At 61.4% G+C, this 20,712-nt stretch carries 20 protein-coding genes; 6 read left to right on the forward strand and 14 right to left on the reverse strand.

Translation table 11 applies throughout. The features are described 5' to 3' along the window. Positions 1-4: 4 nt before the first annotated feature. The 4 genes from AB4N92_RS15305 to cpaB are packed head-to-tail and all read right to left on the reverse strand — an operon-like array spanning position 5 to position 4,641. Entirely contained in the window at positions 5-1,276 is a 1,272-nt protein-coding gene (locus tag AB4N92_RS15305) for a CpaF family protein (RefSeq protein ID WP_021493204.1), read from the reverse strand. Beyond that, the gene (locus tag AB4N92_RS15310) at positions 1,273-2,466 is read right to left on the reverse strand and encodes a hypothetical protein (RefSeq protein WP_010213447.1); all 1,194 of its coding nucleotides are present in this window, start codon (positions 2,464-2,466) and stop codon (positions 1,273-1,275) included. The genes AB4N92_RS15305 and AB4N92_RS15310 overlap by 4 nt, the downstream gene beginning before the upstream one ends. After that, entirely contained in the window at positions 2,463-3,680 is a 1,218-nt protein-coding gene (locus tag AB4N92_RS15315) for a type II and III secretion system protein family protein (RefSeq protein WP_236267258.1), read from the reverse strand. The genes AB4N92_RS15310 and AB4N92_RS15315 overlap by 4 nt, the downstream gene beginning before the upstream one ends. 19 nt (positions 3,681-3,699) lie before the next feature. Then, positions 3,700-4,641: a Flp pilus assembly protein CpaB gene (cpaB, locus tag AB4N92_RS15320; protein WP_460127477.1), complete on the reverse strand. Its 942-nt coding sequence runs from the start codon at positions 4,639-4,641 to the stop codon at positions 3,700-3,702. 332 nt (positions 4,642-4,973) lie between these two features. Here cpaB and AB4N92_RS15325 point away from each other — a divergent pair, with 332 nt between their 5' ends. Beyond that, positions 4,974-5,165: a Flp family type IVb pilin gene (locus AB4N92_RS15325; protein WP_010213444.1), complete on the forward strand. Its 192-nt coding sequence runs from the start codon at positions 4,974-4,976 to the stop codon at positions 5,163-5,165. 58 nt (positions 5,166-5,223) lie between these two features. Then, positions 5,224-5,628 carry a response regulator gene (locus tag AB4N92_RS15330; RefSeq protein ID WP_010213443.1) on the forward strand — a complete coding sequence of 135 codons (405 nt, stop codon included), beginning with the start codon at positions 5,224-5,226 and terminating at the stop codon, positions 5,626-5,628. A gap of 28 nt (positions 5,629-5,656) precedes the next feature. Here AB4N92_RS15330 and AB4N92_RS15335 read toward each other — a convergent pair whose 3' ends face one another. The 4 genes from AB4N92_RS15335 to AB4N92_RS15350 form a co-directional block, all read right to left on the reverse strand. After that, positions 5,657-7,339: a ShlB/FhaC/HecB family hemolysin secretion/activation protein gene (locus AB4N92_RS15335; RefSeq protein WP_010213441.1), complete on the reverse strand. Its 1,683-nt coding sequence runs from the start codon at positions 7,337-7,339 to the stop codon at positions 5,657-5,659. Positions 7,340-7,511: 172 nt separating this feature from the next. Next, positions 7,512-9,179 carry a collagen-like triple helix repeat-containing protein gene (locus AB4N92_RS15340; RefSeq protein ID WP_167337363.1) on the reverse strand — a complete coding sequence of 556 codons (1,668 nt, stop codon included), beginning with the start codon at positions 9,177-9,179 and terminating at the stop codon, positions 7,512-7,514. 301 nt (positions 9,180-9,480) lie between these two features. Then, positions 9,481-10,329: a MaoC family dehydratase gene (locus AB4N92_RS15345; protein WP_010213436.1), complete on the reverse strand. Its 849-nt coding sequence runs from the start codon at positions 10,327-10,329 to the stop codon at positions 9,481-9,483. A gap of 2 nt (positions 10,330-10,331) precedes the next feature. Further along, positions 10,332-11,675, reverse strand: a complete 1,344-nt coding sequence (locus AB4N92_RS15350; protein ID WP_236267573.1) for a 3-oxoacyl-ACP reductase — start codon at positions 11,673-11,675, stop codon at positions 10,332-10,334. 114 nt (positions 11,676-11,789) lie between these two features. On the opposite strand from AB4N92_RS15350, the gene AB4N92_RS15355 reads away from it, so the two are divergent. Further along, the gene (locus AB4N92_RS15355) at positions 11,790-13,067 is read left to right on the forward strand and encodes an acetyl-CoA C-acetyltransferase (protein WP_042570901.1); all 1,278 of its coding nucleotides are present in this window, start codon (positions 11,790-11,792) and stop codon (positions 13,065-13,067) included. A 124-nt stretch (positions 13,068-13,191) separates the two neighbouring features. Beyond that, entirely contained in the window at positions 13,192-14,088 is an 897-nt protein-coding gene (locus AB4N92_RS15360) for a PA4780 family RIO1-like protein kinase (protein WP_021493196.1), read from the forward strand. Between the two features lie 145 nt (positions 14,089-14,233). Here AB4N92_RS15360 and cueR read toward each other — a convergent pair whose 3' ends face one another. The 3 genes from cueR to AB4N92_RS15375 all read right to left on the reverse strand — a co-directional run bounded on the left by cueR (position 14,234) and on the right by AB4N92_RS15375 (position 17,280). Continuing rightward, entirely contained in the window at positions 14,234-14,635 is a 402-nt protein-coding gene (gene cueR, locus AB4N92_RS15365; RefSeq protein WP_010213432.1) for a Cu(I)-responsive transcriptional regulator, read from the reverse strand. Then, a complete protein-coding gene (locus AB4N92_RS15370) occupies positions 14,632-16,833 on the reverse strand; it encodes a heavy metal translocating P-type ATPase (RefSeq protein WP_236267574.1) in 2,202 nt (733 codons plus the stop codon). Before AB4N92_RS15370 ends, cueR begins: the two co-directional genes overlap by 4 nt. 66 nt (positions 16,834-16,899) lie before the next feature. After that, positions 16,900-17,280, reverse strand: a complete 381-nt coding sequence (locus tag AB4N92_RS15375; RefSeq protein ID WP_010213428.1) for a hypothetical protein — start codon at positions 17,278-17,280, stop codon at positions 16,900-16,902. A 147-nt stretch (positions 17,281-17,427) separates the two neighbouring features. Here AB4N92_RS15375 and AB4N92_RS15380 point away from each other — a divergent pair, with 147 nt between their 5' ends. Further along, positions 17,428-17,625 (forward strand): heavy-metal-associated domain-containing protein, encoded by a 198-nt coding sequence (locus AB4N92_RS15380; RefSeq protein ID WP_010213427.1) that lies wholly within the window; start codon positions 17,428-17,430, stop codon positions 17,623-17,625. 85 nt (positions 17,626-17,710) lie between these two features. Further along, positions 17,711-18,904 (forward strand): multidrug effflux MFS transporter, encoded by a 1,194-nt coding sequence (locus AB4N92_RS15385; protein ID WP_010213426.1) that lies wholly within the window; start codon positions 17,711-17,713, stop codon positions 18,902-18,904. Positions 18,905-18,912: 8 nt separating this feature from the next. Here AB4N92_RS15385 and AB4N92_RS15390 read toward each other — a convergent pair whose 3' ends face one another. The 3 genes from AB4N92_RS15390 to AB4N92_RS15400 form a co-directional block, all read right to left on the reverse strand. Beyond that, the gene (locus AB4N92_RS15390; RefSeq protein ID WP_010213424.1) at positions 18,913-19,095 is read right to left on the reverse strand and encodes a hypothetical protein; all 183 of its coding nucleotides are present in this window, start codon (positions 19,093-19,095) and stop codon (positions 18,913-18,915) included. 146 nt (positions 19,096-19,241) lie between these two features. After that, on the reverse strand, positions 19,242-20,255 hold the full coding sequence (locus tag AB4N92_RS15395; protein ID WP_044286585.1) for a zinc-binding alcohol dehydrogenase family protein: 1,014 nt from the start codon (positions 20,253-20,255) through the stop codon (positions 19,242-19,244). 144 nt (positions 20,256-20,399) lie between these two features. Beyond that, positions 20,400-20,693, reverse strand: a complete 294-nt coding sequence (locus tag AB4N92_RS15400) for a putative quinol monooxygenase (protein ID WP_010213420.1) — start codon at positions 20,691-20,693, stop codon at positions 20,400-20,402. Positions 20,694-20,712 lie beyond the last annotated feature (19 nt).

Genomic DNA, 20,712 nt, shown 5'->3' on the forward strand with positions numbered 1-20,712 from the left:
CTCCCTATGACTGCAAGGTCGATTCGCGGCGCAGTTTGTCGCCGGCCGGGTTGAGGGCTTCGCGCAGGAAACCGAAGCCGGTGCGCCGGTCGAGGCGGAACAGGGTATTGGTGACATACACGTCATCGCGCACGCCCACGACTTCGACCACCTCGCTCACACAGCGACGGCCATCGGGCATGCGTGTCAGTTGGATGATCACGTCCAGCGCGGCGCAGATCATCTGGCGCAGGGTTTTCTCCGCAATCACCCGGCCAGTCAGCCCCACCAGGGTTTCCAGGCGCAGCAACGCATCCTGGGCATTGTTGGCGTGCACGGTGCTCATGGAACCGTCGTGGCCGGTGTTCATTGCGGTCATTACATCGAGCACCTCCACACCGCGGATCTCGCCCAGGATGATGCGATCGGGGCGCATCCGCAGGGCGTTGCGGATCAGGTCGCTGGAACGTACCTCACCGTGGCCTTCGGCATTCGGCGGGCGGGTCTCCAGGCGAACTACATGGGGATGACCCAACTGCAGTTCGGCCACGTCTTCGATGGTCACCAGGCGTTCGTGGGGGTTGATCAACTGACTGAGAATGTTCAGCAACGTGGTCTTGCCGGTGCCGGTGCCGCCGCTGATCAGGATATTGCAGCGCTTGCCCACGGCCTCCTGGAAGAACTCGAAGATGCTCTGATCGATGGTTTGCATGGCGACCAGGTCGGTGCTTTTGAGCATGTCCTTGCGGAATTTTCGAATCGACAGGCAGGGCCCATCCAGGGCAATCGGCGGGATGATCGCATTGACCCGGCTGCCGTCGGGCAAGCGCGCATCCACCATCGGCGAGGACTCGTCCAGGCGTCGGCCCAGCGGTGCGAGGATGCGCTGCATCACGCGTTCGACGTGATGATCGTCAATGAAGCGCAAGTCACTCTGGTGCAGCAGGCCGTCACGTTCGATAAACACCCGGTGTGGGCCGTTGACCAGGATCTCGGTCACCGACGGGTCACGCAGCAACACCTCAAGCGGGCCGAAACCGGTGAGTTCATCGACGATTTCTTCGGCCAGGCGTTCCATCTCATAGCGCGAAATCGCCAGGCGCATGCGTGTGATGTACTCGGAGACCTTGTCGATGACAAATTGCGCCAGGGATTGGCGAGTGCCTTCGAGCAGGTTCTTGCCCGACTCCTCGATGGCGTCAATGATGTAGCGATGCAACACCAGTTTGAGGCCGTCGTTATCGGTGCTGCCGCTTGTGCTGCGGGCGGGGCCGCCAAATAATTTTTCGCCGTTCATTGTCCTGATCCCAGGAGGCGTTCAAACCAACGCATTGACGGTTTTGCAAGCCCCTCAGAACGTTTAGCCAGGAGCTCACCCAACGTGCGCACGGCTTGGGTCAAGGGTTCGCGTGGGGCCAGGGCAAACAGGGGCTGGCCCTGGTTTTTCACATTAAGGCGCAATTCCGCGCTCAGGGGCAGTACGGCGATGCACGCAAGACCGAAGCTTTTTTCCAGGGCTTCGATGTCCGGTGCGCAGGCTTTGATGTAGCGGTCTACTACCAGTTTGGCATGATCAAGCTTCATGCCTTTTTCGCGCCAGCGATTGAGCACTGCGAGGTTGCGCCGGCAGTCCAGTACGCTCTGGTCGGTGCACCACAGCAGTTTGTCGCAGTGGCTGACAAAGGTGCGCAACGCTTCGCTGTCGGGCTGCCCGGTAATGTTCACGACGATATGCTGGAAATGTTGGCGCAGTGCGCTGAGCAGCATGAACAATTCGGCGGCGCTGGTCAGTTTGAGCGGTTCATCACCGGTGGCGTACGCCAGGATGCGCAAGCCGTCCAGCGCTGTGGTGAAGGCGCTGTTGATCAAGGTGGAATCGAGGCGGCGCAAATGCCTCAGCGCGTCGCCGAAATTGAACGTGCTTTCCAGGCCGAGCAGCGCCAGGCTGTCACTGCGTGGCAGGCCCAGGTCGAGCAGCAACGTTTGCTGCCCGCTTTTCTGCACCACCAAGGCCAGGTGCGTCGCCAGCATCGCTCCGTCGGCATTGCTCTGGGTGCCAAACAGCACGGTCAGGCCGCCCAGTTGCGCGCTGTGGGCGACGGCTGGCAAGCGCTTGCTTAGGCGTCGCACCAGGCCGGCCACTTCGCTTGAACGTGAGCCGTAGGCCACGAAGTCGCGGGCGCCGGCGCGCATGGCGTTCAGGACCAGCTGGTTATCCATGCCATCGCCCAGGGCAACCACGGCGAGCATCGGCTTGGCCTCCAGGGCACCTTCGATCAGTGCGCTCTGGGCCACGAGGTTCTCACGGTCCAGGCCCACGAATACCAGGTTGGCGAAGGTGACGTCGACCAGCGCGAGCAATTCGTCCAGGCTGCCGGTACCGGCGCTCACGACCTGGCCAAGGGGCGCCAGGGCGCCCTGCAGCCACTCCAGGTCAGTGGTGTTGCGGGTGATGGCGAGAAAGGTCTGGCTCAGGCTATCGCTCATTGGGAAAGTCCACTACGGCGGTCGAAATTGCCGTTTTCCAGGAAAAACAACCGGTACCAGTTCGGGTCGTAGCTGCGCAGTTTTTCGCCGGGCAAGGACGGCAGTTGGGCGTTGGCGGCCAATGGCTGTACCAGGTGCGGTGTGACGATCATCAACAGCTCTTTTTCTTCGCGGCTGATATTGGAGTCGCGGAAAAACGCCCCGAGGATCGGGATATCGCCCAGCCCTGGAAACTTGTTGATGGTGGAGCGGTTGTTGCTGCTGATCAGGCCGCTGATCACAAAGCTTTCACCATCGGCCAGGGACACGCTGGTGTCGGTACGGCGCACCGTCAGGGCCGGCACCTGGATGCCTTGGATCTGCACGGCGTTGCTGTAGTCCAGCTCGCTGACTTCGGGTGCGACCTTGAGGGAGATGCGGTTGCGGTCAATCACTGTCGGCGTCAGCGTCAGGCGAATGCCGAACTCCTTGTATTCGATGGAGATCGTGTCGCTGCCTGCGCTGGGCACCGGGATCGGCACCTCGCCGCCAGCCAGGAAGGAAGCACTCTGGCCGCTCATGGCCACCAGGCTGGGACGTGCCAGGGTATAGGCGAAACCACTGCGCTCCAGCGCGTTGATCATGGCTTTGACCCGACCGCCACCGAAACCGACGTTGAAGCCTTCAGTGTTTACCGGCAGCTTGAAAACGCCTTCCGAAGGGGACAGCAGGTTGGGGCTGCCGAAGAAAAAGTTTGCGCCTGAGCCCAAAAGTCGGGTGCTGGCTTCCTTGAGCTTGGTACGGCTGACCTCGACAAAGCGAATATCGGTTTGCACCTGGCTGGGCAGCAGAGGGTCTTCCGACGGCGACAGCGACAGGCTGGTCAGCGCCGAGGTGGCCTTGCCCTTGACGAACACCATGCTCTGGCGCGGTGAACGGGCGCAGGCGGTCCACACCAACAGGCTGGTGGCGCCGGACGAGACGCCGGTCAGCAGGAAATTACGGTCGCCATTCACGCGCACATCGGCGGTTTTCGGGTCGCCGATGGCCAGCCGGGTGATGGCCACGGGCGATTGCAGCTCTTGTTGCAGACCTTCTCCTACCTCGACCACGGCAGGCAACTGACCCAGGGCGCTGCAATTGCCTGGCGCCGCCAAGGCCACGCCGAGCGGCAGGCTCGACAGCAGGAAGGCCCAGGCCATTTGCGTGAACACGGGTGCGTAGCGCTGGCTCATTCAAGGCATCCTTGTTCGATTACGGGGTGAGGGGAGCCGCCTGGGCACCGCGAATGACTTCAATGCCACGCCGAACGCCAGGCTCACTTGCGGCGGACGTGACTCGCTTGGGCGGCCCGGTCAGGGCCAGTTGCGTGAATTGGTAGAGGTCGCGGTTGGCGCTTTCCAGCCTTTGTGATGCGTCGCTTTCGCCGGCCCAGTAGCGGCTGAGCAGTTGCTCCTCGGCGCTGCGTACGGCCAGGCGCAACGTGCCTGCTTGGGCGGCGAGCATCAGGCGGCTCAATAGCGGCTCCGGCACCGCCAGCACCACGGTGCGCGCGGCGGCCCGACGTTGTGCTGCCTGGGCGCGTTCTTCGACCGTGGCCGGCGGTGGCACCGCGGGGGTGCCATCGCTGGCCAGGCCCAACTGGTCGCCAACGCTGAGCAGGCGCATCGCTGGAAGGACGATATGAGCTGACTGTTCGGCGTTGCTGGCATCCTGGCGCAGGAACAGCAATACATCCACGTAGTCCCCGGGGGTCAATTGGCCTCCGGCGCCGCTCACCTCATCCACCGCCACGGCCAGTGCCCGCTCGTTCGGGCGAATCATGCGAGCGAGCGGACCGCCGCTGCTGAAGCTTTCTTCGGTGAGCCAAGTGCCCGCCCCCAAGGTGCGAAGGGGGATACGACCGATGGCTTGGTCAAGCTGGGACAGGCTGCCGGCGGGTACGGTACGCAGTTTTTCTATGGCCAGGTCAGCGGCGGTCAGTGGCGTAAAGGCGGACACTTCGTGCACCAGCACCACCACCGGTTGGCGGGTCTGGTCTTCAACGGCAGCGACGGTGTTATCCACGGAAACGACAGGTGCAACGGGGGCGGCGACGGGCTCCGGTGCGCGGCTCAATACAAGCCCCCAGTACCCGGCGATCAATGCCCCAATCAGCAACAAGCCGGCCAGGACCATGCTGATGCGACTGTTCATGACGGCTCTCCCTTTCCCCGTTGCACTGCATGCCCGTTTAATCCAATCGGGTTAATCCGCAACCTGGCTGTAATGAACATCTAACGATTTGGCTATTTGAAGGTAGCTCAGCTAGGACAAAATGCCATTAACCCGGAAAAAAATTATCTGAACTGGAAGCGCAACCGTTTAAAGGCCGGGGTCATTGCGTCAACTTTGCGACTAATACTTTGTGATTAATCCGTTCTTACAGTTGTGAGCCCGAGGTTTGTTGACAATGCTCTAACGGCACGCCGCGATCATCTGGTACTAGAGCCGTTCCGGCTTTTAAAGGCGTTTTAGGGAGAAGTCTCATGTTCCTTGAGCTGATGTTGAAGATGTATGTCCAGACCCAACTCTTTTTTCAACGTAAAGATGGCGCGTCGGGTATTGAGTACGCGATTATCGTGGCAATGGTTGCACTGGTGATCGTGGGGGCCGGTACAGGGCTTGGAGATAAGATCAAGTCTATCTTCGATAGCGTCGCGACTAAAATGACGACGTGAACGCCCCTTTGTACATGTGGAAACTGCCTATCAAAGTTCTTTCTGTTCAGGTACAGCCATGAGCGCCTCTTCGCCTAACCGCCAGCAAATTCTTTTGGTGGACGACGAAGAGGACGCCCTGATCGAACTTGCCGAGTCCCTTGAAAATGAGGGGTTTGTCTGTTTTACCGCCACCTCCGTCACCTTCGCCCTGCAAGAATTGACACTCCACCCCGATATTGCCCTGGTCATCACCGACCTGCGTATGCCCGAAGAAAGCGGCATCTCCTTGATCAAACGCCTGCGTGAGCACACCTCACGTTCTCACCTGCCAGTGATTGTGATGTCCGGTCATGCCGAGATGGATGACGTGAGCGATATGCTGCGCTTGCAGGTGCTGGACTTGTTTCGCAAGCCGATCTACCTGGTGCGGTTGATTGATACGCTGAACAACCTGTTTCCCCTGCCGAAATCCAGGCTGTAGGCGCCAGGCCGGCGCCTACAGGGCGGGATCAGAGCTGATAACTGAAGCTCAACGTGTACCGTGGCCGCCGGTTGAAGCTGTCCAGCGCGATATCCGACATCGGCTTGGCCGCTTCCAGGGCGATGTTGTAGTACTTGTTGTCCCCGAAGCGCAGCCCTACGGCAGCCGATGACATATCGTTGCTCTTGACTGGCAGATCGTTGAACCAGCTCTTGGCGCGGTCGAACACGACATAGGGCTGCAGGATCCTCACCCAGTCGCCGGCGCGGTTGTAGCTGTAGTTGAACTCATAAGCCACCCCCCAACCCTTGTCACCGGAGCCTTGATCGTCAGGGTAGCCACGACCGAAGTTCTGCCCGCCGAACGTGGCGCGTTCGCTGTCGGGCAGGGTGTCATTGCTCCAGTAAAACGCGCCCGACAGTACGCCTTGCCAGTTATCGAAGAACTTGTCGCTTTGTACGCCGGACAGGCGCAGGCGGAAAAAGTCCAGGTCGGGCTTGAGCCCTTCAAAATCACTGTGGGTCCTGGCGCCCAGGCCATTTATTCCCTGATACAGGCCGGCGCTGAGGATACGCAGTTGGCGGGTGTCGGATTTGCGCCAGTCACCTTCGAACGCCAGGGCACGCAGGTTGGTTTCGATGTCGAAACGTTGGGGGTAACCCACGAGTTTGTAGCGTGTGGTCTGGTCCACTGCGTAGAGGCGCGTACCGAGGGTCAGCGACTCAGTCGGAGAGGCTACCAGCGGGTGGCTGAGGCCGATGGAGTAGCGATCGATGGACTGGTGCGGCTTTAGCTCGAAGCCGCCGTCCAGTTGCAGGTTGGCGTTGGGGTCGGCGCGGTAGCGTTCGGCGGCGAGCGCCAACTGGGTGCCTTCGGCATTGATGAACTGGCTGTAGCCCACGCGGTAGTAGTGCTCTTTATCTTCGCCAGGTGGGAACAGCCCGCTGATATTGAGCTGCTCGCCCATTGAGGTTTGGGAGTTGCTTGTGCCAGTGAGCAAGGCCTGCAGGCCACCGCGGTTGTCATCGGTCATGCTCATGCTGCTGGTGAAGGGCTTGCGGCTGGCGGTGATCTGCATGCGTGTGCCACCGTCGGTAGTGCCTGGCGGCGGTACTTGCGCTTGCAGGGTGACACCGGGGATACGGCCCATGAGCGTGGTGTAGCGCTCGAAGGTTTTGCGAGTCAGTGGGCGTTCGGCCAGGAGTTTATTGGCCAGTTTGTCGACGTAAGCCGAGACCGAGCCGATATCGCCACTTTGCTGGTAGTCCTTGATATAGCCTTCCACCAGCACCACGCGCACCAGGCCATTTTCGAAGTCTTGCTGGGGCAAGAATGCGTAGGACAACAGATAACCGTCTTGCTGGTAGCGACGTGTAATGCCACGGGTGGCTTCGATCAGTTGCGCCAGGTTGGTCTCATGGCCAATCAACGGTTCGTAGGCCTTGGCGGTCTCGGCGAGCGGGTAGACGGTGCCACCCTCGATCTGCAGCTTGCGAATCGTGACCTTGGTGTCCATCAACAGCGGCTGGCCCTGAGTGGGCGGAGCTTCGGGCACCTGGGTTTGCGGCGTGACCGGTCGATAGGCGTCGGCGGGAAGGTTGGGCACTGGCAAGTTGCGAATGGTGTCGTTGCTGTTGAGGAAGTTGGGAAGGGTCTCGGCCTGTGCGTAGGCACTGAGGGTAAGCACTAACATCGGCGTCAACACGCGCATAGGACACTCCATGGTCAACTGCAGCAGCGTTTCGGGCCCGCCGGGTTCTGGGACTCGGTTCGGGAGGGCATGATTCCAGCCCCATAAAAAAGACGAGAGACTTATTGGGGTCTCTCGTCTCAACCAAGCGTAGGCGCTGTAGGGGAGGCCGTCTAATCGGCCAGGTGCAATTCTATTTTTTGCCGGTCAGGCCGTTCAGTAAGCCGCCCAGCCCACTGCCGGTGTTGGTGTTTGCACTGCCACCCGCCGAGGCGTTGGCGCCTACGTTCAGGCCGCCAAGCAGGCCTCCACTGGTGCCGGTGCCGCCTGTGACCAACCCACCGACCGAGCCTACGGTGCTGCCCACCGCACTGACGGTGCCTCCGAGGGCATTGGTGATCGGGTTGGCGTTGGCGGCTGTCAGGTTGGCACCGATACCGCTGACGGCGCCGCCCACTTGTGTCACCAGACCGTTGACCGGCGCGCCGATGCCCGTGGTGGTTCCGATATTTTGCGTCAGGCTGGCGACGCCGGAGGTCACTGGGTTGAGGGCCGCACCGACCTGAGTGGCCAAGCCGGCAACGGGCGATGTGGCTGCCGTGTTGCTGATGCCATTGCCACCGATGACCGTGCCCAGGGAGGCAACAGTGCCGCCGAGGGCGCCACCGGTTACACCGGCGGCACTGACAGTGCCATTAGTGTTGCCGACATTCAGACCGTTACCGACGTTGGCGATCAGGCCGCCCACCAACTCGGGCAGGCCGGATTTCGCGCCGCCGCCCGCTGGGGCAACATAGCCGCCGGATTTGTCGAGCACGCCACCGACGCCGGTCAATGCGCCACCTACGATGTTGGTAACCGGATTGCCGGTGCCGCCCGCGCTGGCGACCTGGCCACCCAGGCCGGTCACCGTCGAGCCGACCTTATCCAGCAGGCCATTGACCGGGTTGCCAAGGCCGGTGGCCTTGCCGAGGTTGCCGGTGGTGTTTTCCACCAGCGAGACCACGGGCACCAACACTTTGCCGCCGACCGTGTTAGTGAGAGAACCCAGCGGTCCGGTGGTGCTGGCGGTGCTCAATGTATCGCCCAGCATGGTGACGGTCTGACCTACCTTGTCGACCAGGCCGCCGGCAGCACCGCCGACACCGCCGGTCAAGCCGCCCACCACTGGAATACCGCCCAGTGTGGTCGACAGGGATTTGCCGGTGGTCGAAAGGCCGTCACCCAGGTCGGCAACGCCGTTACCGACGCCCGCCACGGTGATGCCGAGGGAATTGCTGTTGGTGCCCAGGGAGCCCAGGCCGGCAGTCACGCCGGTACCAATGCTGGTGACGGCGTCGCCGGTAGCGGTGACGAGACCGCCAGCGGTGGTGCCGACGATGGGAACGTTGTTCAAGGTGTCGCCAAGGTCGCCAACCGCAGCACCCACATTACCGACAGTACCGCCCAGAGTGCCGACAATCTGGCCAGTCACCAGGGGAGTGGTTGTCGAGCCTGTGCCACCGCCTGTGCCGCCACCGGTGCCACCGCCTGTGCCGCCACCGGTGCCACCGCCTGTGCCGCCACCAGTACCTCCGCCAGTACCGCCACCGGTGCCGCCACCAGTGCCACCGCCGGTACCGCCACCAGTGCCTCCGCCAGTACCACCATCTGTGCCACCGCCAGTACCGCCACCAGTGCCACCACCGGTTCCACCATCACCGCCACCGGTGCCACCACCCGTTCCCGCACCCGCATCCGGTGAGGACGATGCCACGCTGGATTTATGCCCACCACCACCGCTGCTGCAGCCGCCGAGTGCCAGTGCTACTGCCAGGGCCAGCGCGGTACTTGCTTTCCAAAACACTACTTGAGTTTTCATGATTGAGTTCCTTGCACCTGTACAACCTTGGTTGTCTTCAAACACTCACTGCTTCTCGAGGTCGTGATGTGTTTGTCCGTGTGGCTATAACAGCCCCGGCGGTGCCTTCTCTCAATGCTCTACTTGGTATTAACGATTTATATACCGCAGCAGTGTATCGGCTAAGCGACTAATACCAAGGGCGTAAGGGGAGGATGTATCAAGATGTTTATTTATTAAAAAACAATAAGTTAAATAAAAAAGCGGACTTAAAAAAGTCCGCTAGTACTTAGGGTGTATATATACAATTAATCAGTTTATTTCAGGCGATCGGTTGCCAGTTGCCAACCATATGTTCAATACCGCCCGCGCCTTTTAACCACAACTCGCCGCTGGACCCGGCGGCGCTGGCCAATAACGTTACTTCTCCGGGCAGGCGCACGGGTTTTTTGAACTCAACGCTGATCTCGATATTGGCGGCGGGCAAGTGTTCGCCAAGGGCGGCGAGGGTGTGCGCCTTGTTCCACAGCCCGTGGGCGATGGCTTGGGGAAAACCGAACAGCTTGGCGGTCAAGGCGCTGAGGTGGATGGGGTTGTAGTCGCCGGAGACCCGGGCATAACGGCGGCCAATATCGGCGGGGGCCTTCCAGCGGGTCAGTTCGCTGACCTGAGTGGGGGCGGGCTGGGCGTCATCCTCGGGTTCACCTTGCAGTTTTACGCCTCGGCACAACATGCGGCTTTCGGCTTCCCATAGCAGGCCGAGTGAGTCCTCGACGGTGGTGATCAGATCAAAGGTCGCGCCCTTGGGGTGGGGCTTGAGGTTCTGCGTGTGGACACCGACGGACAATTCGCTCACCCCACCCAGCGGGCGATGAATGCGGATGCGGTTACTCAGGTGAATCAACCCCAGCAGTGGGAACGGAAAGTCTTTGTCCGTCAGCAACTGCATCTGCAATCCGAACGCCATGATATGGGGATACGTCGCCGGCAAGACCGGGCTGTCGGAAAAACCGCAGACCTTGCGATACGCCGCCACGTGCTTGGGATTGATGCTCACCCGACAGCGCAATCCCTGTTCGGGCAACGTGCTGCCGGTGATCTTGCGTTTGAGCGCTGCGCGCCAATACAGCGGCGGCAAAAAGGGAGTAGTGCCTAGCGTCTTCCATTGCATGCTTATGCTCCCAAGAGGCTTTGCCCACACACCCGCAACGCTTGCCCGCTGACCGCTCCGGAACCCGGTTGGCCCAGCCAGGCCACGGCCTCTGCGACGTCTTGCGGCAGGCCGCCCTGGCCCAACGAACTCATGCGCCGCCCGGCCTCACGCAACGCGAAGGGGATATGCGCGGTCATCTGGGTTTCGATAAAACCGGGGGCCACGGCGTTGATACTGATACCGCGTTCCTTGAGCAACGGTGCCCACGCTTGTGCGAGGCCGATCAACCCGGCCTTGCTCGCGGCGTAATTGGTCTGCCCACGGTTGCCGGCGATGCCGCTGATCGACGCCAGCAACACCACGCGGGCGTTGTCATGCAGGGTGCCGCTGTCGAGCAGCGCCTTGGTCAGCACCTGTGGCGCATTGAGGTTGACCGCCAGCACCGCGTCCCAGTATTCCGGCGTCATGTTGGCCAAGGTTTTGTCACGGGTGATCCCGGCGTTGTGCACCAGAATGTCGAGGCCATCGGGCAACTGTTCGATCAATTGGCTGGGAGCGTCTTCAGCACAGATATCCAGCGCGACGGTGCGTGCACCCAGGCGCGCGGCCAGGGCTTCGAGGTCGGCCTTGGCCTGGGGCACGTCGAGCAGGATCACTTCGGCACCGTCGCGGGCCAGCGTTTCAGCGATGGACGCGCCAATGCCACGGGCGGCGCCGGTGACCAGTGCCTTGCGCCCGGCCAGTGGCCGCGTCCAATCCTCAACCGGAGTGGCGCACGCTTGCAGGCGAATCACTTGGCCGGAGATATACGCACTTTTCGGCGAGAGAAAAAAGCGCAGCGCGCCTTCCAGTTGGTCTTCGGCACCGTCGCCGACGTAGAGCAATTGCAACACGCCGCCATTGCGCAGTTCCTTGGCCAGCGAGCGGCTGAAACCTTCAAGAGCGCGCTGGGCGCTAGCGGCAAACGGGTCGCTGAGGGTTTCCGGCGCGCGACCGAGGATCACCAGATGGGCGCTGTTATCGAGATTTTTCAGCAGCGGCTGGAAGAACTCGCGCAGTTGTTTAAGTTGGTCTGTGTGTTGCAAATGGCTGGCGTCGAACACCACGGCTTTCAGCTTGGGGCCGTGGCCGGGAATCCACGTCGACGTCTCGCTGCCGTACGTGTAAATGGCGTCGGTGAGTCTGTTGGCAAATGCCTGCACATTGCTCACCAGCGTACCGCCGCCCAGCAGCAGCGCTCCTTCCACCGGACGCAGACGCCCGGCTTGCCAGCGTTCCAGGCGTACCGGTGACGGCAGGCCAATGGCGGCGACCAGGCGATGGCCGAGGCTTGAGTTGGCGAAGTCGATATAACGGTCAGACATGGAACGCTCTCCGAAGGCTGGGGTTCAAAGGGTTGACCACCCCAGGGTGGCAGTCGTTCGATTGAGCCTAGGCTAGGCTTGGTGATTCCACCCACAACCATCAGGGAGCTTTCCATGACTCAATTGCGCCGTGTAGCGATCATTGGCGGTAATCGCATTCCTTTCGCCCGCTCCAACGGCCCCTATGCCACGGCGAGCAACCAGGCGATGCTGACAGCTGCCCTGGAAGGCCTGATCGAACGCTACAACCTGCACGGCCTGCGCATGGGCGAGGTGGCTGCCGGCGCGGTGCTCAAGCATTCCCGTGACTTCAACCTGACCCGCGAATGTGTGCTCGGCTCGCGCCTGTCGCCGCAGACCCCGGCCTACGACATTCAACAGGCGTGTGGCACGGGGCTGGAAGCGGCGTTGCTGGTGGCCAATAAAATCGCCCTGGGCCAGATCGAGTGCGGGATTGCGGGTGGAGTGGACACCACCTCCGACGCACCCATCGGTGTGAATGAAGGCCTGCGCAAGATCCTGCTGCAAGCCAACCGCAGCAAATCCATGGCAGCCAAATTAAAAGTCCTGTTACAACTTCGTCCTCATCATCTCAAGCCGGAACTGCCGCGCAACGGCGAACCCCGCACCGGCTTGTCCATGGGCCAGCACTGTGAATTGATGGCACAGACCTGGCAGATTCCCCGTGCCGAGCAGGACCAGCTGGCGCTGGAAAGCCACCAGAAAATGGCCGCCGCCTACGCCGAAGGCTGGCACAACGATTTACTTACCCCGTTTCTGGGCCTGACCCGCGACAACAACCTGCGGCCCGACCTGACCCTGGAAAAACTCGCCGCCCTCAAGCCTGCCTTCGAACGCAGCGACAAGGGCACGCTCACTGCCGGCAACTCCACGCCGCTCACCGATGGCGCCTCGCTGGTACTGCTGGGCAGTGAGGCCTGGGCCCAGGAGCGTGGTTTGCCGATCCTGGCGTATCTGCGCGATGGCGAAGCGGCGGCAGTGGACTTCGTAAACGGCGCCGAAGGCTTGCTGATGGCGCCGGTGTACGCGGTACCGCGCTTACTGGCGAGGAATGGTCTGACGCTGCAGGACTTCGATTACTACGAAATCCACGAAGCGTTCGCTGCCCAAGTGTTGTGCACGCTCAAGGCCTGGGAAGATGCGGACTATTGCAAGACGCGTCTGGGACTTGACGCGCCCCTGGGCGCCATCGACCGTAGTCGACTCAATGTGAAAGGCAGCTCCCTGGCCGCCGGGCACCCATTTGCCGCCACAGGTGGACGTATCGTCGCCAATCTGGCCAAGTTGCTCGACGCGGCAGGCAAGGGCCGAGGGCTGATTTCCATCTGTGCAGCGGGCGGGCAAGGGGTGACGGCGATTATTGAGCGCTGAAACTGGCATATTGGATGCATTCTTAAGTGATCAACGGTCGGTAGCCCCTCCCACCGGCGAGCTGATTGCCGTATAACGAGTGCCATACGCGTATTTGGTAATAAAGGACCCACAATAAAAGCTGATGAAGACTCCTAAACGCATTGAACCCCTGATCGAAGACGGTCTGGTCGACGAAGTGCTGCGCCCACTCATGAGTGGTAAAGAAGCAGCTGTTTATGTGGTGCGCTGCGGCAACGAATTGCGTTGCGCCAAGGTTTACAAGGAGGCGAACAAACGAAGTTTTCGTCAAGCGTCCGAATACCAGGAGGGCCGTAAGGTCCGTAACAGCCGGCAGGCCCGGGCCATGGCCAAGGGGTCCAAGTTCGGCAAGAAAGAAACTGAAGATGCCTGGCAGAACGCCGAAGTCGCGGCGTTGTTCCGCCTGGCCGGTGCGGGCGTTCGCGTGCCCCAGCCGTTCGACTTCCTCGAAGGCGTATTGCTGATGGAATTGGTGGCCGACGAGTACGGCGATGCGGCACCGCGTCTGAACGACGTGGTACTGGAGCCGGACCAGGCGCGCGAATACCACGCCTTCCTGATTTCCCAGATCGTGCTGATGCTGTGTACCGGTCTGGTGCACGGTGACCTGTCCGAGTTCAACGTGCTGCTCACGCCAACCGGTCCGGTGATTATCGACCTGCCCCAGGCGGTAGATGCTGCGGGTAATAACCACGCTTTCAGCATGCTGGAACGGGATGTGGGCAACATGGCTTCCTACTTCGGGCGCTTTGCTCCGGAGTTGAAGAAGACCAAGTACGCCAAGGAAATGTGGGCGCTGTACGAAGCCGGGACCCTGCACCCGGCCAGTGTATTGACCGGCGAGTTCGATGAGCCCGAAGAGCTGGCGGATGTCGGCGGTGTGATTCGTGAAATCGAAGCGGCGCGGCTGGATGAAGAGCGTCGCCAGGCGATTCGGGCGGAGGATGAAGCGCCACAGAGCAAGAAGGCGGAAGAACCGCCACCGCCTTGGATGCAATGATCTTTGGGTAGATGAAGCGCAAAAATGCGGGAGCGGGCGTGCTCGCGAAAGCGGAGTGTCAGTCGATACGTGTGCTGACTGATCCACCGCCTTCGCGAGCACGCCCGCTCCCACATTGGGTTCGCAGGTATTCAGATAGATTCCATCAGGCGCAGCAGCTACCGGACGCCAACTCCTTGAGAATCGGACAATCCGGCCGATGATCGCCCTGGCAGTGCTCCACCAGGTCCTGCAAGGTATCGCGCAGTTGCCCCAGTTCCAGAATCTTCTGGTTCAGCTCCTCGATATGCTGGCGCGCCAAGGCCTTCACATCGGCGCTGGCCCTTTGCCGGTCCTGCCACAGGGTCAGCAGCTTGCCCACCTCTTCCAATGAAAACCCCAGATCCCGCGAGCGCTTGATAAACGCCAGGGTGTGCAAGTCATCCTGGCCGTATACGCGGTAGCCACTGTCGGTGCGATGGGCGGCTTTGAGCAGGCCGATGGATTCGTAGTAACGAATCATCTTGGCACTCAACCCACTCTGGCGTGCGGCTTGGCCGATGTTCATGGGCGTTGATCCTCCAGGTGCTCCGGTTTCCAAGTCTTCAACAGTAACGCATTGCTCACCACGCTGACGCTGGACAAGGCCATCGCCGCGCCGGCCAGCACCGGGTTGAGCAGGCCGAACGCCGCCAGGGGGATGCCGATCAGGTTATACACAAAGGCCCAGAACAGGTTTTGGCGGATCTTTGCGTAGGTCTTGCGGCTGATCTCCAGCGCGGCCGGCACCAGGCGCGGATCGCCGCGCATCAGGGTGATACCGGCGGCGTGCATGGCCACGTCGGTGCCGCCGCCCATGGCGATGCCGATGTCGGCAGCGGCCAGGGCCGGGGCATCGTTGATGCCGTCACCGACCATGGCCACCACGCCGGTCTTTTTCAGCTCTGTAACAGTGGCGGCTTTGTCGGCGGGCAATACTTCGGCGTGCACGTCTTCGATACCCAACGCCTCGCCCACCACGTGGGCACTGCCGCGATTGTCACCGGTAAGCAGGTGGCTGCTGATCCGCTGGGCCTTGAGTTGCTGCACCGCTTCCAGCGCACCGGGTTTGAGGGTATCGCCAAACGCGAACAGCCCAAGCACTCGGGGTTGTGCGCCTTGCTCGATCAGCCAGGACAAGGTGCGGCCTTCTGCCTCCCAAGCCTTGGCGGAGTCGGCCAGATTGCCTGCGCTCAAGCCGCTTTCTTCCAGCAGGCGACGATTGCCCAAGGCCAATTGCCGGCCATCCAGCGTGCCGGCAATGCCGCGCCCGGTCAGGGATTGGCTGGCCGTCACGTCGGCCACTGCCAGACCTTGTTCGTTGCAGGCATCCAACACGGCCTTTGCCAACGGGTGTTCGCTGCCGCGTTGCAACGCCCCGGCCTGTTGCAGCAACAAGGCCTCGTTGCCATCCACTGCCGTCAGGTGGGCGATCTTCGGCGCGCCGGAGGTGAGGGTGCCGGTCTTGTCGAAGACCACGGCGCTCACTTCATGGGCGCGTTCCAGGGCTTCGGCGTCTTTGATCAGGATGCCGTGGCGCGCGGCAACGCCTGTACCGGCCATGATCGCGGTGGGTGTAGCAAGGCCCAGGGCGCAAGGGCAGGCGATCACCAGCACGGCGACGGCATTGATGATCGCGGTCTCGAGGGGCGCGCCATACAGCCACCAGCCCGCCAATGTCACCAATGCCAGCACCAACACGGCTGGGACGAACACCTGGCTGACTTTATCCACCAGTTTCTGGATCGGGGCCTTGGCGGCCTGGGCGTCTTCAACCAGGCGGATGATCCGCGCCAACACGCTCTCAGCCCCGAGGGCCAGGGTGCGTACCAGCAGGCGGCCTTCGCCATTGATGGCGCCGCCGGTGACGTTATCGCCGGGTTGTTTGGGGACGGGTAGGCTTTCGCCGCTGATCAAGGCTTCGTCCGCATGGCTTTGTCCTTCGACCACTTCACCGTCTACCGGGAAGCGTTCGCCGGGCTTTACCAGCACGAGATCATTGAGTTTCAGGGCATTGATGGCGACATCTTCTTCACGGCCTTCAATCACCCGAACCGCCCGCTCCGGACGCAGGGCTTCCAGGGCGCGGATAGCGCTGGCGGTCTGGCGCTTGGCGCGGCTCTCCAGGTATTTACCCAGCAGCACCAGGGCGATCACGACCGCGGAGGCTTCGAAGTACAGGTGCGGTGCCATGCCGGGGTGCGCGGTGAGCCATTCATAAATACTCAGGCCGTAACCGGCACTGGTGCCGATGGCCACCAGCAGGTCCATGTTGCCGGCACCGGCACGCACGGCTTTCCAGGCGGCAATATAGAAGCGTGCGCCGAAGATGAATTGCACGGGGGTTGCCAGGGCAAACTGTGCCCAGGCGGGCAGCATCCAGTGCAGGCCGAACGGCTCCACCAGCATCGGCAGCACCAGCGGCAATGCCAGCAGGATCGCCAGCAGCAGCGACCAACGCTCGCGTTGCAGGCGCTGGGCTTGATTCGCGTCGGTGGCCGTTTCGCTCTGGGGGAGGGTGGCGGTGTAGCCGGCTTTGTCGACGGCGGCGATCAGCACGCCCGGGTCCATCTGGCCGAGCACTTCAACGTGGGCGCGTTCGTTGGCCAGATTGACGCTGACGCTTTGCACCCCCGGCACCTTACCCAGTGCACGCTCGACCCGGCCGGCACAGCTGGCGCAGGTCATGCCGCTGATGGGCAGGTCAAAGGTGGTGGATCCATTCATGGGGCAGTCCTCCAAGAGAAGTTGCCCCTAGGATCAACCTTGACCTGTGGGGAAGGTCAAGCGCCTTTAATATTCCAATGCAGCGGGCTTGAGATACATGCCATCCGAGCCTTGGGCAATACGCAGTTTGCGTACATCCCCGGCCTTGAGCGTGATGTTCTGCGCCGGCGGCGCCAGCATCCCCGGCAGGCAGCCAGGGGATTGGCCCGGCAGCAGCTTCAGGCGCAAGGACAGGTTTCCCGCCGGCAGGTTGAACGAAGTGGCCTGTTCCTGGAACAGCCGGCCTGCCAGCTGGTCATTCAGGTACAGGCCGATTTCGCAGTTGGTCGGCACTTCCAGGCGTTCCCGGGAAATGATCAGCACCGCATAGTCTTCTGCGGCGAGGGCTTGGGGCGCAGCGGCCGACAAGCTCATCAGGCCAGCAAGGGCAAAAAACGACCAGCGCATGGCGAATGCTCCGTGGTGTGAATCAAAGATGGGTGAAGCTTGGCCTTTGAAGCGGCCAAATACCAGCCCGGCAGATGTTTTCAGAACTTGACCTTGCCATCGTGGCAAGGTCAAGACTGGGTCCAACCTCATCAAAGGAGTCATGTCATGCAAGTATTCAGCGTTGAAGGAATGACCTGCGGCCATTGCGTTCGAGCGGTGACCCAGGCAGTGCAGAGCCAGGATCCGGCGGCCAGTGTGAAAGTCGACCTGGCGGCAAAGGAAGTGGGCGTCGAAAGCCGTTTGTCTGCCGAACAAGTGATCCAGGCGATCACCGAAGAGGGCTACAGCGTCAAGCTTGCCTGACGCGGATAAATAGTTAGCGAGCTATCGTGTTCAATGCGCCCAAGCGCGGCTAGACTATCGGGCTGCCGTCTCACTTGGGTGCCCGATGAACCTCCGCATAATTCTGATTCTGGGTGCTTTGAGCGCCTTCGCGCCATTGGCGATCGATTTCTACCTGCCCGGCTTTCCGGCCATGGCCAAGGCCTTCGCGACCGATGAAAAACACATCCAGCTGACCCTGGCGGTGTATTTCGGTGGGCTGGCCCTCGGTCAGTTGATCTATGGCCCACTGGCTGACCGCTTTGGCCGCCGCGGCCCGCTGCTCAGTGGTGTCACCCTGTTTACCCTTGCGTCCTTTGCCTGCGCCTTTGCGCCGTCGCTGGAATGGCTGATCGGCGCGCGTTTTGTGCAGGCCCTCGGTGGCTGCGCCGGTATGGTGATTTCCCGCGCGGTGGTCAGTGACAAATGCGATGCGGTTGGCTCGGCCAAAGTGTTTTCCCAGTTGATGCTGGTCACCGGCCTGGCGCCGATCCTCGCACCGCTGGCCGGCGGGCTGATGGTTGGGCTGTGGGGCTGGCAGTCGATTTTCCTGGCGCTGTCGATCTTCAGCGTGATGGCGGCCATCGCCGTGGCGGTCGGGCTGCCGGAAACCTTTCCGGCCCATCAGCCGCGTCAGCCGTTGTCCGGGTCGCTGCGTCGCTATGCGGCGTTGTTGTCGGACCGGGTCTACCTGGGCTATGCCCTCACCGGCGGTATCTCGATTGCCGGGATGTTTGCCTACATCGCCGGTTCACCTTTCGTCTTCATCCAGCTCTACGGCGTGCCGGCTGAGCATTACGGCTGGCTGTTCGGTTCCAATGCCGCAGGCTTTATCCTGGTGGCGCAGGTCAACGCGCGGTTGCTGTCCAAACGCGGCCCGGCGTTCCTGTTGTCGCGCAGTGTGTGGGTCTACCTGTTGGCGGCGTTGAGCTTGCTCGGTATTGCATCGTTGCGCACCGATGCGCTGTGGCCATTGCTGGTACCGCTGTTTATCTGCATTGCCAGCCTGGGCTGCATTTTGCCGAATACCTCGGCCTGTGCCATGAGTGGGCAGGGCGCACGGGCCGGTAGCGCCTCGGCGTTGCTCGGTTGCATTCAGTTTGGCGTCGCGGCGGGGGCGGCGTCGTTGGTTGGGGTTTTGCACGACGGCACGGCGATGCCGATGGCGATGGTCATCAGCTTGTGCGGTGTGTTGGCGGTGACGATTGCGATGTCAACCCAGCGCCTGCAACGTAAACGGGCGTTGCAGGCTCAGGTCTGAACAGCGGGTCAGCCAGCGGCGGAGCGTTGCTGACTGTTCGGAAAACGGTGGGGCGCCTGGATACGGGCTTGCAGGGTGTCGGCAAAGGCACGGGCTTCGGCCTCGGTGCGGAAGGTGAAAGCGTCTTGGTCGAGACGGACCTGCCATTTATTGCCTGCGGATTTTGCTAACGCTTTTATCAGGATTTTCATTGCTGACTTCCTCACGTAAAAGAATCGTGGCAAAGGCGGCCAATATAAACCCGAATACGCTCACAAATATGACAAAGGTCAACTCTCTGACTAGCGGTGTCGTCCATTACTCACATGAATAATGGACGACCCTGACAGCTAGTTGTTCAGAAGCCTTCCAGCACGATCTTGCCCTTGGCCTTGCCGCTTTCCAGCAGCGCATGGGCACGCCGCAGGTTTGCGGCATTGATCACACCGAAGTGCTCACCCACCGTGGTTTTCAGGGTGCCGGCGTCGATCAGTTCGGCCACTCGGTTGAGCAGGTTGTGCTGTTCGATCATGTCCGGGGTCTCGAACATCGAGCGCGTGTACATGAATTCCCAATGCAGCGACAGGCTCTTGCGCTTGAGCTTGCTGACGTCCAGCGTCTTGGGATCGTCAATCAGCGCCAGCTTGCCCTGGGGCTGCAGGGCTTCGACCAACTGGTCCAGGTGATGATCTGTCTGGGTCAAGCTGGCGACGTGGGTCACCTGCGGATGGCCGGCGGCTTTCAGCGCATCGCTCAGCGGTTGGCTGTGGTCGATCACCAGGTCGGCGCCGAGGGCCTTGGTCCACTCTTGTGTTTCCGGACGCGAAGCGGTGCCGATCACTTTCAACCCGGTGAGTTGGCTGGCCAGTTGAGTCAGGATCGACCCCACGCCACCGGCGGCACCGACGATCAACAGGCTCTGGCCGTTGTCCTGTTGACCTTCCTGCACTTGCAGGCGTTCGAACAGCAATTCCCAGGCGGTGATGGCGGTCAGCGGCAACGCGGCAGCTTCGGCAAAACCCAGGCTTTTCGGCATATGCCCGACGATGCGCTCATCCACGGTATGCAGTTCGCTGTTGCCGCCCGGACGCACCAGGGAACCGGCGTAAAACACGTTGTCACCCGCCTTGAACAGCGTCACGTCGCTGCCGACGGCCTTGACCACACCGGCCACGTCCCAACCCAGTACCTTGGCCGCACCCTTTTCCGGGGCGACGTTCTGGCGAACCTTGGTGTCCACCGGGTTGACCGAGATGGCTTTGACTTCCACCAACAGGTCACGCGGGCCGGCGACAGGCGCTGGCAGTTCGATGTCTTGCAGGGCATTTGGATCGTTGATCGGCAGTGAGGCGTAGTAGGCAATGGCTTTCATGATGTCTCCAGAAAACAAGGTTAACCGACTGTAGGCGCGAGCTTGCTCGCGAAACACTCAAGGGCGCCGCGTTAAACCAGACACGCTGCGTTTTCGTTGACGATTTTCGCGAGCAAGCTCGCGCCTACAGAAAAATGGTGATGATCAGGCGAGAAATTTCAGGCGCTTGAGTTCGAAGTGTTCGATCACATCAGCGGCTTTGGCGCGAAAGCTCTGGATATGCGCGCTCTGGTCGTGGTCGGCCAACGCCGCGTCGTCGCTCCAGCGCTCGAGCATGTAGAACGTTTCGGGGTGTTGCAGATCCTGGTGCAGGTCGTACTGCTCGCAACCGGCTTCCAGGCGAGTGGGTTCCAACAGGCCGCGCAGCAAGGTTTCCAGGGTGGCCTGTTGGCCGGGTTTGGCGATCAGCGTGGCGATGACGTTAAAGGCAGTGGGCATATTCAACTCCAGACACGTG

It is taken from the genome of Pseudomonas sp. S3_A09 (genome assembly GCF_054668065.1).